Consider the following 17074-nt stretch of genomic DNA (forward strand, 5'->3'; position numbering starts at 1 on the left):
TCAGTTTGCTTTCGGTTCGCGGAGGAAGCAGGCGCACACCGCGCCGATGACGGCCAGAGGCGTGAGCAGATGCATGGCGGGAGCCAGACCGCCCCAGAGGTCGGCGACCCGGCCCAGCACGGGGGCGAACATGCCGCCCACGCTGACGGCCACCCCGAGGGTGATGCCCGAAGCGAAGCCCATGTTTTTGGAGAGATAGCGCTGACCGAGCACGACCATGGAGCTGAACGGCGCGAACAGGGCGATGGCGAGCGGAGCCAGCAGAACGCCGGCCAGCCACGGGCTGGTCACCAGCGGAAACACGGCGAGAATGGGCAGGGAGAGGAAGGAGGCCCAGCGTATGACGCGGCGGAAGCCCCAGCGGTCGGCGGCCGCGCCGCCGGAAAGATTGCTGGCCACGCCGAAGATGGAGAACAGCACGAGCATGAGGTTGCCGGTGGACACGGACGAGTGGAACACGCCCTGCCAGTAGAGCGGCAGATAGGTGGTGAAGGCCACGGTGAGGCCCATGCGGGTGAGCAGGCAGCCGGAAAGGATGCCGAAGGAGCCCCATTCGTTGGCGGCGGAGCCGGTGCTTTGCGCGGCCTTGGGCGTTCTGGCCTCCATGTCCCAGGCGGAAACGCGCCAGAGCAGCACCGACGCCATGACGACGCCGAGCAGGCAGAAGGCTGCGGTGCCGTGCAGTCCGAAGCCGCCCAGGGTCATGCCGCCGAGCGGAACGCCGCCGACCGCGAGCATGACGATGACCGGTCCTACGAGCATGCCGCCGTTGCCGCCCACGGAAAAGATGCTGAGTCCCACGCCCTTGTGATCGCCGGACACGATGTTGGCGTAGCGTGCCGCCTCGGGATGAAAGACCGCCGCGCCTATGCCGCCGAGCACCAGAGAGACGAACATGGCGTATTCGTTGGAGAGAAAGCCGGTAGCGCCTATGCCCATGCTCGCCATGAGAATGCCGAGCGGAATGAACCAGCCGCGGGCTATTTTGTCGGCGAGCAGGCCGAGGCCCGGCTGCACCAGCGAGGCCACGGCGGAATAGGCGAAGGCGAGAAAGCCGCAGGTCTGATAGTCGAAGCCGTGAGCGGCCGCAAGATAGGGCAGCAGGGCGGGCAGCGCGTGGGAATTGAGGTCGCAGGAAAGATGTCCCAGGGAAAGAAGAAGGATTTTTCTGTAGTTCATGGCAAAAGATGAAGGTCGGGGTGAACATGCCGGACGGCACGGGTGCGGGCTGTCATGCTAGTCCAGTGCGGGGCGCGTGGCAAGACGCCGCATTCATCCTTCGCCGCGGCCTGAGGAGAGGCGTTTCGAGGGCTGATCTTTGATGCGCGTTGTCGCGCTCTTCCGTGACCGTGCCCCTGGGCATCATCGCCGCGGCGACTTCGGAATAGCGTGTGCCGCACAGACGAATTTTATAAAAAACAAGTAATTTCTGATTGTTATAGATGTAGTTCACGGCGTTTTTCGGGAGGTGAAAAGAAAGGCCCCTGTCCGCAGAACGGACAGGGGCCGCAGGGGGCGCGTCATTGAGACGTGAGGGGCGTTTTTTCGCCTGTTTTGGAGCGTTGCGCCTTCTTTCCGGCGCGCCTTGCGTCGCCTGAGAGCGTCAGCTTGCCTCAGGCGCGGGCACGGGAAAAGGTTGTCGGAGCGGGATCAACAGCCGGATTCGGCCGAGGCGCTCAAGGGTTACTTCTTGAAAAGGTTGAGACCGTCCTTCAGCAGGTTCTTTGCCGTGTCGCCGGCCTTTTCGCCGCCTTTCAGCAGATCGGAGCCCACGGTTTCTCCGCCCTTCAGCAGCGTGGAGCCGATATTCTTCGTCTGCGCTGCGGTGGCTTCGGCCAGCGTGCGGGAAACTTCCTTCACCACGACAAGAGCGGTGCGGGCGAAGCTCGCGCCGGATTCTTTCCGGCCGATGTCGGTGAGGCGGATTTCCGGCAGAGGCACCTGCACGGAGAGCTTGAGCATCGGAACACTGAGCGTGGCCCTGGCGTTGCGGATGATGAGCTCGTCGATGATGACTTTCTTTGTGGACTTTTCGTCGTCCTTCTTTGTCTCGCCGCCGGAAGAGGCCGCGCCTTCGTCGTGACTGTCGGCGTAGTCCTGAATGTTTTTCAGAATCACGTCGAAGTTGCTGGTTTTCCTGCCGAGTTCATACACGAGTTCGGGGTTGTCCACGGCGATTCTGCGGATGACGACCACATCCTTGAACACCGTGGAGGTGTCGAGATCGACGGCGACGGCTCCCACCGTGGCCGCATGGCCGCTGAATCCGGCCGGATTGCCCACGGAAAAGCCGCGGAACACGCCGTTGCCCGAGAAGAGCGAGATGTCCGCCTTGTCCAGATGCACGGACGTTCCGGTGATTTTGGGGCCTTCGGTGTTGACGGCCTTTTCCACAATGGAATTGAGGGAGAAGAACAGAATCGTGACGCCTGCGGCCAGCAGGACGATCAGAGCCGCCAGAGCGATAAGCCATTTTTTCATGAACAGCCTCCGAAGAAAAGAGGGTTACAAAAGCGCGGCGAGTTTTCTGAAAAGAAGTGTAGAGGAAAGAGGGGAAGAAATCCAGAATTGAGCTGCGCATCTTCGGAAAAAATAAAGGAGAACGCCGTGTTGCGCTTCTGTTCCATCTGCGGACAAGGCTCGGCGTTTTTGCCGTCGTCGGTGATTTTGTCAGGAAAATCCGAGGGAAGGAGAGAGCAGAGCGCCTTGACGGAGGGGCTGTCGAAAGGAGCTCGGAGAAAAGCGGAAGTGTCCGGTCGGACGCCGGGCGCGGGGCCTGTCGTGAAAGGACGCGCAGACGCCGCTTCTCGGAGTGCTCGGGATACGACGGCCAGGAGCGCCGCGGAGCGCTCTGGAGCCGAGCGACGCCATCCACTCCGTTTACTTACAGCCGTGCTTTTGGGATGAGCAGCCAGGCGAGGAGTTTTTGTTCCAGCTCCGCCCAGTGCGTTTTGTAGGCCATGGCGGGATGATCGCTCATGCCCATGTCGTAACGGACGGCGTTTTCCTCGCATAGCCAGGCGAGCTGTTCCATCTGCAGAAGGTCGCCGATGGAAAGCGTTTTATAATCCGCGTCGTAGCTGAACTGCTGCCCGCGGTAGAAGCGTCCGGCCATGCCGCCGAAAATGAAGCCGATGTCCTTGCCTTCCTGCGCGGCGAACATCACCCGGCCGCCGCGGTACAGGGAAAGTCGCCGCATCATCACCCGGTAGAATTCGAGCGAGGGCGGTTCCGTCATGCCGCAGTGCTCTCTGCCTTTCCAGCTTCGTTCCTCAACGGCGACCATGCGCGCATAGACGGCGTCGGCTTCCTGAACCGTGGCGGGCACGACGCGTTCAAAGGTCACGCCGTTTTCCGCGGCCTTGCGGCGCGCCTTTTTCATCTTGGCGCGGAAGTTGCCCGAGCGCCGGGAAAGATAGCCGTCCATGCCGCCCATGAGCGAGGCGCTGCGCTGCAGCGTGGCGGGCTGGGGCAGCACATGAAAGATGTCGGCCGTGCGGCGGGAGAGTCGGGGAAAAAGGTCGTTGCCTTCTTCCAGACCGCTGAGGAGCAGGCAGGGGAGCGCGCCGTGATAGAAGTCGGCCAGAGCGGGAAGCATACGCACGAGAAGGTCGTCGGCATTCGGGCCCAGCAGCGGACTTGCGGAAATCCAGTGCGCTTCCACGGGCGCGAGAAGAATGTGCCCGGAAAGCAGCGTGAGCTCCGCAAACGTCAGCACGTTTTCTTCGTCCACATGGATGAACAGACGCCGTCTGGGCGCAAAGGCGTCGTGAAAGGAGAGCTGCCACGCAGGCGTGCAGCTGAAGGGATCCGCTCTTCCGGAGCGCGCGGCAATGGCCGTCCACAGGGCGGCCAGCGGCGGGTTCCAGTCAAGGGAACCGTGGGACAGAATAAACGTTTCCATGGCAAAGATTTTTTTGAGACGCCCGGACGGAGAGACCGGGGCGCATTCTCGCAAAGGCCGCGGACGCGGCGCTCCGCAACGCCTGAAAAGCGCGGGCGGGCCGAAGTTGTGACAGAGCGTCAGTCGTTGCTGGTTTGCGGCGACTCTGGCGGAAGAATTTCCACGAGCATGGGCGGGCAGTCGGCGTCGTCGGAATCTTCCGACGCGGAAGGCTCGGGCAGCACAGAGGCATGGCGTTCCTCAAGCCAGAGCAGCGCGGCGCTCTGCACGTTGTCGAGCATCTCCTCCAGCGTGTCGCCCTCCGGGACGCATCCGGGAAGATCGGGAAGTTCGCCGGAAAAACCGCCGAAAGGCTGATGGCGGACGAACATGGGATAGAGCACGCGGGGCCTCCTTTGCTGAACCGTCCGACGGCGCGTCGTCGCCGGGCATGCCGATCATGGTACAGCGTCGGGAGAGGGAATGCAACGTCGGCGGGAAAACGGCGCGCGTCGTTGAAAGCTCCGCCGTCGCGTTCGGAATGGCGCAGCTTCGGCAGCGCGCGCATGGGCAGGCGCTTTGTTTGTCGGCGGGAAGTCCGCGCCGTGGGGAGCAGGAAGACGGCGCGGCTTCCAAGCGTTTTTCGGGGACGTGGGCGAGGCGGGGAGCCTGCGGCGTGCCGACGCAGCGGCTGAGGGAAACGCGCCGGGGCGCTGCCGGACTCGCGCGGCAGGGGCGCAGTTTACATTGTTGCTAAAACGTCTATAGTAAGAAGACTGTCGGAACATCTGCTCTGCGACGGGCGCTCCTTGCCCGGTTTCTGTTCCGCTTCCGAAAATACCTGTCTCTGCTGTCCGGGCTGCGGGCGGTCTTGCCGCGCATCTGCCGGACGGCGCATGAGGCGGAACTCACCGCCGCGCTCCGTCGTTGTCGAAGAGCGCATCGGCGTTTTTTCGTCCACCCTGTTGTGGACGGCGCGGAAGATATATCCGGCATATGCTAAAAAGTCATGTATAAAGAAACATTGAGTGGTAAAAGACGTATGAAGAAATATTCCCGCGGCATGGAAGAAATGAGCCTTGTGTATATTCTTTTGGTGGTCATGGTGCTGATGCTCTCCTACGCTTGCGAATACTGGAAGTTCTGATTCCAGCAGAATTGTCGGCGCGCTCGTTGTCCGGCTTCGTCCGGCAGGCGCGGCGGGCTGTCCGGGTGCGCTTGCCGCAGATGCCTGGCATACGCCCGGTTTTGCCGAAACGCGCCCGGCGCTGACGGCAAAGGTTGAGTAGGAGAGCGTGGCGCAATAGCCTGAAAAGAGACGACTCGGCGCTGTCGGAAAAGGCCCCCGGCGGAAGCGTCCGCTCCGGGGCGCGCAGTTTTGCGCTCGGAGCACAAGCCCGGGGGCGGACCGCAGAACGCTATTCCTCGCTGACCGGCGTTATGGAGACGACTTCCATTTCGTTTTCCCACTGTCTGGCCCAGCGCACCACTTCCTGAGGATCGGAAACGCGCACGGAAAACAGCAGTTCATGAGCGGAGCGGCGTATCTGCTGACTGGGATGCCATTGCCGTTCCAGCACGTAGTGCATGGCGTTGCCGGTAAAGCGCAGCGTGACGTCGAAGAGCGTGTCGCCGAACACGCCGGCAAAGGAGTTCTGCTGCTTGTCGGCAAAGCCGTCGTCCTGCAGCGACTCGCAGGAAAAGCAGATGTCCGTGGGTTCGGCCTTCCTGATGCGGTTCAGCCGGAAGATTTTCCAGGCGGGCGGCGTCTCGTCGGCCGTGCGGGCATACACGTAGATGGCGTGCTGCCGGATGTACAGCCGTCTGGGATCAATGGTGCGCCAGCGTTCCGTCCAGTCCGTGGCGCGCGTGTAGAAAATGCGCACGCGGCGGTTTTCGTACACGGCCTTCTGCAGCGTCTGGAGCACTTCCGGTTCCGCGCCGAACACCTTGGAGGTGATGCAGGAATCGAAGCACTGCTGAAGCTGTTCTCGGAAGGGCGAAGAAAGACCGCCCGCCAGTTTGCGTCCGGTTTCCACGGCCAGGGCGGCGAGGGTTCCGTCGCCTTCGCTGCTGAGGTATTCGAGCGCGAACATGAGCACGAGCCTGTCGGAAAGCGTGAGGCCGGTGATGGGCGTGAGTCTGTCTTCCGTGATGCGGAAGCCCGTCTTGCGGTTGAAGGTGAAGCAGAAGCCCGTTTCGGCCAGCGCGGCCTTGTCCTTGTAGTACTGACTGCGGCTGATGCCGAATTTTTTCTGCAGCGCTTCCTGCGTCTGCTGCGGGGAGCATCGGATTTCCTGAGCGATGCGGAGCAGTCGAACGAGACGATTGGAGCCTGCGGCCGATAATTCTGGCGTGGAGCGCGTCATGTTGTCCTCGAAGAAAGGGATGTACCGCAGGAGCATGGCGCTATTTTGCGCCGAAATCAAGAGGAGCCTGATTTTGATGTGGCAGAGCGCGGCAAAAAGCCCTATCGTGAAGCGTAACATGCGCAGAAGCGCGAGGCTCGGCGCAGACAGTGAGGAGCGTGTCGGATGCAGGTAATACTCGGCCGTCATATGGACGGTCATGCGTGGCCAGGGGCACTGGAGGCGGCGGAAGCCGAAGGCAGGGCCGTTTGCGGCGTTCATGTGACGGGGGAAGCGGGCTTTTTGTCCCTTCTGGAAGAAAAGCTGGGACTTCCTGCGCGCGTTGTTCACGGAAGCCGCCGCATTGCCGTTGTGCAGCAGCTGCTCCGGCAGCGGACGGCGGAGAGTCCCGACGCGTTTTATGCGCGGGCGTTTGAGGCCGACGCGTGGAACACGGCAAGGCGCGTCCTTGCCATGCGCGACGAGCTGAAGATGTCGGGCGCGCTCGAAGATGCGGCGCTTTCGGCGGAGCGCGAAGACGCAGCACCTGCGCGGCTTGCGGAGTTTTTTCGTCTGGAAGCGCTGCTGGGGCGGGCCGGGATTCCGGGCATGGCGGATCGCTTTCAGCGGGTGCTGCGGGCCGTGGACGCCTGGGGCATCGACGGCGTGTCGCGCGTGAGTCTTGCTCATCCCCTGTGCTGCTGGAGCGCGCCGTGGAAGCGTTTGTTTTCTCTTTTGAAGAAGAACGGCGTGGAGGTTGAGGAGACCGCGAGGCTCGCGGCGTTTGCGGAAAACCGCCTCGGCGCGGCGGCTGCGCTGCTTGACGGAGCTCAGTCGAAGCAGACGGCGTTCGGAAATGACGACGATTCCCTGATGATTCTGCAGGCGGATTTTACGACGGAAGCGGCTGAGGCGCTGGCTTCGACGCTGGCCCGGCATCGGCATGCGGGCGATCTCGGCCGCGTCGTGATGATACGGGCGGATGAGAGCGTCGAGCTCGACGGCGCGCTGCGTCGCTGCGGCCTGCCGGACACGGGCGCGTGCCTTCGGGCGCAGGGGCGGCCGTTCGAGCAGATTCTTCCTTTGTATCTGCGTCTGCATCTGTTTCCCTTTGATCCTGAAACGCTGCGGCAGTTTCTGCTGCTGCCCGCAAGTCCGGTGCCGAAGTTCTGGGCCGGGCGATTTCTGGACGCGCTGAAGGCGTCGGAGAGCGAGCTTGCCTGGGATCAGGAACCGAAGTCGTGGCCGGGGCCGTGGCGGAAGCTTTGGGACGAAGCGGAAAAGCTCGGATGCGGGGAAGAAAAACGCCTGAGGACGGCGCTTAGCTGGATCGTGCCCGAAGGCGGCGCGGCAAAGGGCATGGTCGATCCGCAAAAGGCTCGCGCTCTGGCGCAGCGTCTGGGAAAGTGGGCCGCGCAGGCTGCCCGGGACGACAAAAATTCGGAACTGCACATGACGGCGGAACTTTGCGCGCGCCTCGGCGAGACGGTGGCCGACATGCGGGAAGAGATGTCCGCGCCGGAATGGGACAAGGTGATCGACGCCGTGCTCGGCGAGGGGGAAAAGAGGCGCAGAACGTCTCCGGGCATGCCCTGGATTGTGCTGGACGAGCCCGGTCAGCTCTGGGGCGGGGCGGACACCGTGGTGTGGTGGAACGCCGTGGACGAAGGCGCAGCGCCGCGTGAATCCGTTGCCTGGAGCCGGGAGGAGCGGGCATGGCTGGAGACGCGGGGCTTTGCGCTTTCCGATGTGGAGGCCGAACGTCGTTTTCAGGAGGAAGCGGCAAGTCGTCCGTTCTTTTTCGCGCGCCGTCTCATCATGGTGACGCCGCGTTTTCGTCAGGGGGAAGAGACGGCGCCGCATCCTTTGAAGCTGCGGCTCGACGCCGCGGTCGAAAGTCTCGGTATCCGTTCGCCGTTCCCCGAGCCGGTGTCGGCCGCAGAGGTGCTGGCAGGTTCGGACAGGCAGAAAGAAAATGCGGATACGCCGAAAGAACATGTGGACGAGCGCTTCGGCGGATTCTGGCGTCAGGAGCGGGAGGATCTTCCACAGCTGGAAGCGGCTCTGCCGGAAACGGACCGGAAGCGGCATTTGCAGATGCCGGAGAGCCTTTCTCCCTCCACGCTTGAGACGCTGCTGGCCTGCCCCCTGCGCTGGTATCTGCAATACGTGCTGCATCTCTCCGACGATGAAGAGTCGCTGCTCCCGGACGCCGTGGTCAAGGGGAACATGGCTCACGAGGCGGCGGAGCAGGTATTCCGGGAGGGCGCGACGCCCGACGAAGAAACGCTGCTTGCCCTGCTGCGGGAGCAGGCGAGGGTGCGCGGGGCCCGCATGGCGCATCCGGGCAGAAGCGGCGAACTGAGGGGCATGGCCGCGGCGCTTCATCGAGCGCTGAGCCGCTTCATGAGCGTCGCCGACAGGGAGGGGTATCGTTTTCACAGCGCCGAGCAGACGGCACAGGCAAAATTTCAGGACGTTCTTCTTCGCGGAAGATACGATCTGGCCTTCGCCCGGGCGGGGGAAGCGTCGCCTTCGCTGATTGTGGACATGAAATGGTCGCGCCGGTCGGCGTATCGGAAAAGCGTGGACGAAGGCATGGCGGCGCAGCTTGCGGCGTATCAGTATCTTTTGAAGCACGGCGCGGAAAACGGAGAGCGCGCGGCCGACGTGAGGGACGCGTGGTATGTGCTGCTTCCTCTGGCGGACATTGTCCGCGTGGGGGATTCCGCAGCGGAGCCGGATCTTGAAAAGCAGTGGGACAAGGTGGCCGAGGCGCTGGAGGCGACGCTTTCGGCCATGCGTGAAGGGGTGCTTGCCGTTCACGAGGAACAGAAGCAGGATTCGACCTGCACATATTGCGCGTTCCGCTTTCTGTGCGGACGCCGGGACGGCGTGAAGCGCGACGCGGCGGAAGAGGAGGCGTCGGTATGAGCGGAGTGGAAAAACTTGTCATCCGGGCCAGCGCGGGAACCGGCAAGACCTTTGATCTGGTGCGGCGCTACATGGACGCTCTGGAGGGAAAAGGGGGATGCCGGCCCTGCATGCCGGAAGAAATCATTGCGGTCACGTTTACCCGCAAGGCGGCGGCCGAGTTGAAACAGCGCATTTGTGCCGCTTTGTACCGGCAGGGGGCCTGCGACATGGCCTCCCGGGTGGGAGGCGCGTACATAGGAACCGTGCATGGGGTATGCCTGCGGCTTTTGCAGGAATACGCGCTGGAAGCGGGCATTTCGCCCCGGGCGGACGAGCTTTCCGAAGAAGACGCCGAGGCCATGTTCGAGCAGGCGTCCGTGCCCTTCGTGGAGGAATACGGCGACGCAGCCGCCCTGTTTTCCTCGTTCGGTCTGGACAGGGTGAAGTACAGTGAGAAGAAGACGAAGCCCGAAGATCAGTGGAAAAATACGGCGCACGCCATACTGACGGCGGCAAGAACCGGCGGCATGGAACGGCGTCTTGAGGAAATGGCGGAGCGTTCCTGCCATGAGATGGAACGGTATTTTGCGTGCGTGAACGGCCTCGGCGAGCCGCTGGAGAGCGTGGAGCGCGATCTGCGGGCGGCCTGGGAGGAGCAGCGCGATCTGAGCAACTACGTCAAAAGCACCAGAACCGGAGCGATGGCGAAGAAGGCGCTGGCGTATCATACCTTCGTGAAAAGTCTGCCGGTAGGGCACATGCGCTGGAAGGACTGGTTTTCTCTGATGGGCCGCCCCCTGGACAGCGGAAACGCCGCTTTTGGGGAGGAACTCACGGAACTGGGCCTCAGAGCGCTGGCGACGCCGGAGTTTCATCGGGACGTCATGACGCTGATCCGCCGCATGTTCGGCTTTGCCGAGGACTGCCGGAAACGTTTTCAGCTTCTCAAGCAGCAGTCCGGCGTGGTGGATTTTGCCGACATGGAGCAGCTTGCGGTCAAGGCGCTGCGGGAACCTGCGGTGCTTGATCGGATTCGCGGACGCTTCCGCATGCTGCTGGTGGATGAGTATCAGGATACGAGTCCCATGCAGCTGAGCATATTCAACAGTCTTTGCCGCATTCTCGGCGCGGACGGCCGCGTGGTGTTCGTCGGCGACGACAAGCAGTCCATCTACGGCTTCCGCGGGGCCGCGCCGGAGCTGACGCGTCGGGGAACCGAGGGCTGGAACAGGGCGGATCTGACGGTCTGTCATCGTTCGCTTCCGGCGATTTTGCGATTCACCAACGCGTTTTTCAACGCCGTGAATGCGCCGTTGCGCGACGCGCTGCTGAAGGAAGACGAGGAACTTGCGGTTCAGAGCTATCTTGAAGAGTCGTCCGACGCGCCGTACATGACGCCGGAGGCGAGGCGGAAGGTCAGGGAGCAGGCGGAACAGCTTTCTTCTTTGCAGTTCTGGCTTGTGGAAGGGAACGCGAAGACGGCGAAGAAGGTTTGCGACGCCGCCGTGGCACGCGCCGTGAAGCGTCTTTTGGAGGAACAAACGCTCGTGTACGACAAGGAGCGCGGCGAGTTCCGCGCCGTGCAGGCCGGAGACGTGGCCGTGCTCTGCCGCACGGGAGACGATTGTTGCAGCGTGGCGGACGCGCTGGAAGCGCTCGGCCTGCGGGCCTGCGTGTCGCGCAAGGGACTGCTGGATCAGGAGGAAGTGCGCCTGTGTGTGCGAGCCTGCCGTGTGGCCGCGGACGGATGGGGCAGTCAGCTGGATCTTGCGGAACTGTATCATCTGTTCCATCCGGGCGGCGACTGGTTTGAAGCGGCGTCCGCGCGGAAGCTGGAAGAGGGAATTTCCTGCTGGCAGGCGCTGCGCGCTCTGCATGAGCGGGCCTGGGTGCTGACGCCCTCGGAACTGCTGGACGAAGTCATGGACGTTGCGGACGCGTTTCGTCTTGTTTCGTCCTGGAGTCACGGACAGGAGCGCCGCGCCAATCTGGAAGCGCTGCGCGTGCTGGCGAAGGAGTACGAGTCGGCCATGCACAGCAGGCGCGAGCCGGTGACGATGTACGGCTGGTTCGACTGGCTGGAGGAGCAGAAGCCGGGCATGGCTTCCGGCGGCGAGAGCGCAGTGCAGGTATGGACGCTTCACGCTTCCAAGGGATTGCAGAGGCCGGTAGTGCTGCTGCACGGCTTCAGCTTTGCGCCGGACAAAGGTTCCGCGTGGGGCGTGAAGGTGCATGCGGACAGTCAGGCTCCCCAGGGCGATCCGCTTTCCGCGCAGGAGCTGTTCTGGTTGCCTTCCGTTTTTGCGTGTCTCCAGAAAAAGGATCTTTCTGTTCCCGACGCATATGAGCCTCTGGCCTCTGCGGTGAAGAGCGCGGAGGACAGGTATCGCGAGGCCAGTCTCCGCGAGGAGCTGCGTCTGCTGTACGTGGGCATGACCCGGGCGGAAAGCGTGCTGATTGTGACGGGCCGTTTCAGTGACAAAAAAGGTGTGCTTTTGGGCGGACTTTCCTGTTTTCTGAACGCCGAGGCTGCGGATGCGGTGCAGAGCCTCCAGGAAGGCGAGGGCGACGTTTTCGGTGAGCCGTGCCTGGTGCGCATGCTGAAACCGGAGGAGAGCGGCGGAGAGGCGACGGATGGCCTGTCTGCGGGAAGATTTCCGACGAGGCCGGAGCGCGCGGTGCAGGAAAATATTGCGGAAGAGGTGCCGGAGAGCCGTGCATTGTCGCTGTGGCGTTTTGCCGACGCCGTGCCTGTGGCGGCGTCGGACGAGGTTGCGCGCAGCGAACTCGGCAACATGATTCACGCCTGGCTGACGCTCTGGTTCGGCATGAGCCGGGAGAAGCGGGAGCGCGAGCAGAGCTCGGGCCGCTGGATGGAGAGGCGAAGGGCGTTCTGCGCGCTGTGGAATGAGCAGACGCCGATATGGCCCGACGCGGAATCCTGGCTGGACAAGGCGGCGGAGCGTCTGTGCGAAGAGGTGGAGAAGCGCTGGGAGCCCGCGCGGACAAGGCGCGAGGGCGACAGGCTGGTCTGGCGCACGGAGTGGCCGCTGGAAGTTTGCCGGGAAACGCCGGAAGGCGAGCTTCGCCGGACGATGCGCGTCGATATGCTGGTGGAGCTGCGGCATGAGGACGGAACATGCGGTCCGTGTCTCATCATCGACCACAAGTGCGGCGACTATGCACGGTTCGCGACGGACGAGGCGCTGTTGAAGCATCTTCAGGAGGCGTATGCCGTGCAGATGGCCGGATATCTTCAGGCCTTTGCCGACATGGGGCGCGAGTGCCGGTGCTGGATGCATCTTCCTCTGGAAGGCAAGATGCTGGAGTTTTCTCTCCAGTCGGCGGCGATGGCATGACCAGACTTTATCTTGATGTGGACGGCGTGCTTCTGACCGTCCGTCGGAAGCGCGCCGCGCCCGGCGTCGCGGAGTTTGTGGCGGAGGCGACGCGTCTTTTCGACTGTTTCTGGCTGACCACGCATTGCCGCAGCCTGGAGGATCTGCCCTGGATTCGATACTATCTCGGGCAGTTTTTGCCTGCGGACATCGTTTCCGCGCTTGAGAAGAGCGTCAGGCCCGCAGCGTGGACGACGCTGAAAACGGAAGCGCTGGACTGGAACAGTGATTTCTTCTGGCTGGACGATGCCGCCATGGAAGCGGAAAAGGCCGAGCTGGCGGCTCACGGCTGTCTGGACAGGCTGGTGCCTGTGGATCTGAACAGGGAAGGGGAGCTGAAACGGGTGCTGGACGTGGTGTGCGCGGCGCAGGGCTTGAGGCGGGCACGCACGGCGCTGTGAAGGGCAAGGGGCTTGCAGGCCGGTGTTGCAGGGCGCGGCCTCCGATGTTTGTCGGCGCGTGTTTTCGGAAAAGGGGCCGTCGGCCGAGCGGTGGAAATGACGCGCCGGATTGCCGGATCGGGGCGTCTCTTCACGCCGTGGCCGTTTCAGAAATGGGGGCGGACGCTCCGCCTGACATGCGTTGTCGAAGCGCCGCATAGTGCGGCGCTTCGACAGCCTGCGGGACCTCGCGCCGTTCTCAGGTGTTGAGAATTTCAAGAATGTTGTCGGCAAAGAGTCGGGGATCAAGTGCCGTTCCGCCTTCCTGTATCAGCATGCGGTTGCCCTGCGTCTTTTCTTCCTCCGCCGGATCGTCGGCGGCGTAGTGCAGACAGAACAGCGCTTTTCCGGCGGCCAGCGCCATGCGGGCGGTCAGCATGGTTCCGCCTTGGGCGGAGGCCTGCACGACAAGAACGCTCCGTGCAAGCGCGGCCTGAAGACGGTCCCGGGCCGTCAGCGTGAACGGCGTGACCCGGGTCCCCAGAGGATATTCGCTTATCAGAAGTCCGTCGTGCTCCAGAATGTCCCGGGCCAGCGACGCGTGTTCCTTGGGATACACGGTGTCCAGACCGTGCCCGAGCAGGGCCGTCGTTCTGCCGCCGGGACAGGAGAGCGCGCCGCGATGCGCCGCGGCGTCGCAGCCCGCGGCAAGGCCGCTGATGATGTTGCAGCCCGTTTCCGCCAGTCGCTCTCCGCAGTATTCGGCATGCCTGCGACCGGCCGGAGAAGGATGGCGGGTGCCGATGACGGCCACGCCGGGGTGCTGGAGCGCTTCGAGGTTGCCCTTGCAGTAGAGCGTGAGGGGAATGTCGGGTCTGCCGGAGCAGTTGACGGCGCAAAGCATTTCCTGCGGGTAGTTGTCGCTTCCGTAGGAGAGAATGCCGACCCCGCTGCGGGCGGCTTTTTCCATGATGCGGTCGGAGGCGTCCAGCCCCTGCCGCACGGATTCCGCCGTGACGTTTTTTACTCTTGTGATGATTTTTTCCGCAATGCACGTCGTGACAAGTGCGCAGAGCGCCTCGTCGGAAGGAATGTCGTCTTCTGAAGCATGGTCGGCAATGCGCTTGACGCTGATGTTTCCAAGACCTTTTACAGACTGAAGAGCAATAATGTGCCGGGATGACAACATCTCCATGATCCTTTGATGAGATTGAAGGAGATGCTCAATATAGCAATGCGGCGGATGGCCGCAGAGAAGCTTTTGTTTTCTGATCTATGGCAGGGTGGACGATTCGCCTTGAAATCGTGACGGCGGGGGCGCGAAGAAGACGCAGAGGCGAAAGGCTTTTGCGGAACGGGGAAGAAAGGCAAAGAAACGACAAGGCCGGCGCGTTGGGGCGTGCCGGCCTTGTCAGGTTGATGAGACGCGTCAGACGCGCATCAGCGGATCAGATACGGAATGCGCACATGCAGAGCCTGCGTGGGGCATACGACTTCGCAGGGCAGGCAGTACCAGCAGGTCATGTTGCGCTCGACGGGGCGTCCGCAGCCGAGGCAGCGCGACGCTTCGGCCTTGACTTCCTCTTCCGTGAAGCCGTCGCCGGAGCAGACCACGGGCGCGGCCTCGGGAGCGTCTTCCTGCTCTTCGGAAAGGCCGTGGAAGCGTTCCAGACCGCGGGCCACGCGCTGGTTGCCTTCATAGTCCACGCTGAAGCCTTCCAGAAGGTTGCGGGCGGCGTGAGCGGCGCGCATTGCTCCGGCCATGGCCTGCATGGGATTCCGACTGTCGCCGCCGATGACGGCAAACAGGTTGTCGCGGACAAATCCGTATTCGTCGGCGCTCATGCCGTCCGCGGCAGCGCCGGTGAGGATGACTGCGTCGAAGATCCTGCAGAGTTCTTCGACGTTGAAGGCGTCGGTCGTTTCAAACGCTATGCCCATGCCCTTGAGCATGGTCATGGTCTTTTCCAGAACCGGAGCGGGCACGCCTTCCACCGAGGGGCAGGGCGAAGCGCTCAGAACGGTGACGGCGTGGCCGCCCATGCGGAGGGAAAAGGCGGCCTGAAGGGCGGCCGCGTCGCTGCCTGCCACCACGGCTTTTTTGTGGGAGCGGGGAAGACGATCGGCCGGGCCGTACACGGCGTCTTCCTGGGTGCGCACGAGATAGGCGAGAATGCCGGCAAAGTTCAGCGCGCCGCCGCTGTGTCCGCGGGAGCAGGCGCGGGAAGCCGGAGCGTCGCCCCAAGCGGCAAGAAAGCCGCCGAAAGGCGTGCAGCGGCGCAGTTCGCGGGCCGCTTCGGTCATGTTTCCCTGAGCGGCAAGGCGCAGGATGCCCTGATAGTTGATGTCCAGCAGGGAAGCCTGACGGCAGGGAGGAAGCACCAGACGAAGATTGTCCATGATGCAGCGGTCAACGCAATTGCCGCAGGCAAGGCATTTGGAAACGTCAATGGCGATATTGCTGTCGTTCATCACAGGGAGACCTCCTCATTCAGTTCCGAAACCCTGACCTTTTCTGCATTGAGCTTGCCGTCCTTCATCTTGATGACCACATGACACTTCCAGTTGGCGTCGTCGCGCTGGGGATAGTCGCTGCGGTAGTGACTTTCGCCCCAGCGGCTTTCCTTGCGAAAGTCTCCGGCAACGGCGGAACAGTCGGCGCACAGCAGAATGTTTTCCACTTCATAGAGCTTGGAAAGTTCGTGTCCGTTGTGTACGGCGACGTGCTTGATGTCTTCGCGGAACGTCTTCGACCAGTACTGCCAGAGCTCAAACTTGTGGGCGTTCTTGGGCGACACCAGATAGTCGGCCACCATGCGGCGCACCTTGCGTTCCAGATCGTGAACGTCGATGTCGCGGTTTCTGGCCGTGAAACGTTCGTCGAGTTCGGCCTTGACGGCGGCCACGTCGTTTTCGTTGATGGCGGTGTCCGGGGCTTCGGCCACGTACTTCACGGCCTGTTCCGCGGCAACTTCGCCGAACACGAACGCGCCGGTCAGATGCTGCTTGGCCACGCTGGCCACGTCGCCTGCCGCGTACAGTCCGGGCACGGCGGTTTCGGCGCGCTCGTTGACGCGTATGCCCGCAAGACCGTGACCGCCGCACAGATAGTATTCCGTGGGCCACAGCTCGATGTCCTGCTTGCGGAAGTCGATGTGACGACCGGCAAAGAAGCGCTCGTTGACCGGACGTTCCGTGGTGAACAGTATGTGCTCGATCTCGCGGATGCGTTCTTCGGGCAGATGGCTGAGCTGAATGTGAACGGGACCGCGACCCTTGGTGAAGGCTTCGTTCATCACGTTGGTGTTCGCCACTTCGCCTTCCATCAGAATGTTGCCTTCGCAGTCGAGCACCCTGCCTCCGCGGGAAACGCAGATGGCCAGCAGCGGCATGTTGGTGTCCTTGATGAGCATGGTGCGCTGGGTGTATTCCATGCCGGTCACTCCGGCGCCCGCGCGCAGCGCCATGACGAAGCCGTCGCCGGTGTTGCCGGGATAGTCGTACACGCCGTAAAGATATTCGGAATTGGGCAGGGTGAAGCGGCTCACGCCGCCGGAAGCCACCAGCACGGTCTTGGCCTTGCATACGACCATCTGGCCCGTGCGGACGTTCATGCCCACGGCGCCCGCCACGCGGCCGTTGTCCATGAGCAGACGCAGCGCCATTACGCGATTGACGGGACGCGTGCCGAGATCGAGCGCTCTTTTCACCAGCATGGCCTTGAGCTCGGGCTCGTCCATGGCCGTCTGGAACTTGCCTTTGACATGATATTTCAGCGTCTTGTACTGGCCGTTCTCATCCTTGGGGAAGGTGACGCCCCAGCTTTCCATTTCCTTGAGCAGAGCATAGGAACGTTCGGCCATGACGTAGCTGGGACCGGCGTCCACCACGCCCGCCGTCATGGCGCGCACGGATTCCAGATAAAGTTCCGCCGTGGTCTGTCCGGGAATGGCCACGATGTTCAGAGCGTCCATGCCGCGGGCAATGGAGCCGCCGTACACGATGTCGCTTTTTTCAAAGATGGTGACGTTGAGATCGGGATTCAGCTGCAGGGCATGCATGGCCGCGATGCAGCCGGCGCTGCCGCCGCCGATGATGAGGAAATCCGTTTCCATGGCTTGCAATTTCATAGAAATGTCCTTGCGTATG

Annotated in this window: 11 protein-coding genes; 3 read left to right on the forward strand and 8 right to left on the reverse strand. The window is 62.7% G+C overall.

All coding sequences use genetic code 11. The features are described 5' to 3' along the window. The 5 genes from Q0K02_RS03540 to Q0K02_RS03560 all read right to left on the reverse strand — a co-directional run bounded on the left by Q0K02_RS03540 (position 1) and on the right by Q0K02_RS03560 (position 6252). Positions 1-1179: an MFS transporter gene (locus Q0K02_RS03540; RefSeq protein ID WP_294485126.1), complete on the reverse strand. Its 1179-nt coding sequence runs from the start codon at positions 1177-1179 to the stop codon at positions 1-3. A gap of 504 nt (positions 1180-1683) precedes the next feature. Continuing rightward, a complete protein-coding gene (locus Q0K02_RS03545; RefSeq protein WP_294485128.1) occupies positions 1684-2481 on the reverse strand; it encodes a hypothetical protein in 798 nt (265 codons plus the stop codon). Between the two features lie 403 nt (positions 2482-2884). After that, positions 2885-3904, reverse strand: a complete 1020-nt coding sequence (locus Q0K02_RS03550) for a GNAT family N-acetyltransferase (protein WP_294485130.1) — start codon at positions 3902-3904, stop codon at positions 2885-2887. Positions 3905-4023: 119 nt separating this feature from the next. Further along, complete coding sequence (locus tag Q0K02_RS03555; protein WP_294485132.1) at positions 4024-4287, reverse strand: type II toxin-antitoxin system HicB family antitoxin; 264 nt, start codon at positions 4285-4287, stop codon at positions 4024-4026. A gap of 1014 nt (positions 4288-5301) precedes the next feature. After that, the gene (locus Q0K02_RS03560) at positions 5302-6252 is read right to left on the reverse strand and encodes a WYL domain-containing protein (protein ID WP_294485134.1); all 951 of its coding nucleotides are present in this window, start codon (positions 6250-6252) and stop codon (positions 5302-5304) included. Positions 6253-6417: 165 nt separating this feature from the next. Between Q0K02_RS03560 and Q0K02_RS03565 the strand changes: the two genes are divergently transcribed. From Q0K02_RS03565 to Q0K02_RS03575, 3 genes are read left to right on the forward strand one after another with little or no spacing between them, the layout of a single operon-like run. Then, a complete protein-coding gene (locus Q0K02_RS03565; protein ID WP_294485136.1) occupies positions 6418-9165 on the forward strand; it encodes a PD-(D/E)XK nuclease family protein in 2748 nt (915 codons plus the stop codon). Continuing rightward, entirely contained in the window at positions 9162-12506 is a 3345-nt protein-coding gene (locus Q0K02_RS03570) for a UvrD-helicase domain-containing protein (RefSeq protein ID WP_294485138.1), read from the forward strand. Before Q0K02_RS03565 ends, Q0K02_RS03570 begins: the two co-directional genes overlap by 4 nt. Further along, complete coding sequence (locus Q0K02_RS03575; RefSeq protein ID WP_294485139.1) at positions 12503-12946, forward strand: hypothetical protein; 444 nt, start codon at positions 12503-12505, stop codon at positions 12944-12946. Before Q0K02_RS03570 ends, Q0K02_RS03575 begins: the two co-directional genes overlap by 4 nt. A 238-nt stretch (positions 12947-13184) precedes the next feature. Here the strand turns inward: Q0K02_RS03575 and Q0K02_RS03580 are convergent, their stop codons facing one another. The 3 genes from Q0K02_RS03580 to Q0K02_RS03590 all read right to left on the reverse strand — a co-directional run bounded on the left by Q0K02_RS03580 (position 13185) and on the right by Q0K02_RS03590 (position 17073). Further along, positions 13185-14114: a DNA-processing protein DprA gene (locus Q0K02_RS03580; protein WP_294485141.1), complete on the reverse strand. Its 930-nt coding sequence runs from the start codon at positions 14112-14114 to the stop codon at positions 13185-13187. Positions 14115-14365: 251 nt separating this feature from the next. Beyond that, positions 14366-15397, reverse strand: a complete 1032-nt coding sequence (locus Q0K02_RS03585) for a hypothetical protein (protein ID WP_294485143.1) — start codon at positions 15395-15397, stop codon at positions 14366-14368. Further along, on the reverse strand, positions 15397-17073 hold the full coding sequence (locus Q0K02_RS03590; protein WP_294485173.1) for an FAD-binding protein: 1677 nt from the start codon (positions 17071-17073) through the stop codon (positions 15397-15399). Before Q0K02_RS03590 ends, Q0K02_RS03585 begins: the two co-directional genes overlap by 1 nt. Position 17074 lies beyond the last annotated feature (1 nt).

The sequence above is a fragment of the uncultured Mailhella sp. genome (assembly GCF_944324995.1).
GTDB lineage: Bacteria > Desulfobacterota > Desulfovibrionia > Desulfovibrionales > Desulfovibrionaceae > Mailhella.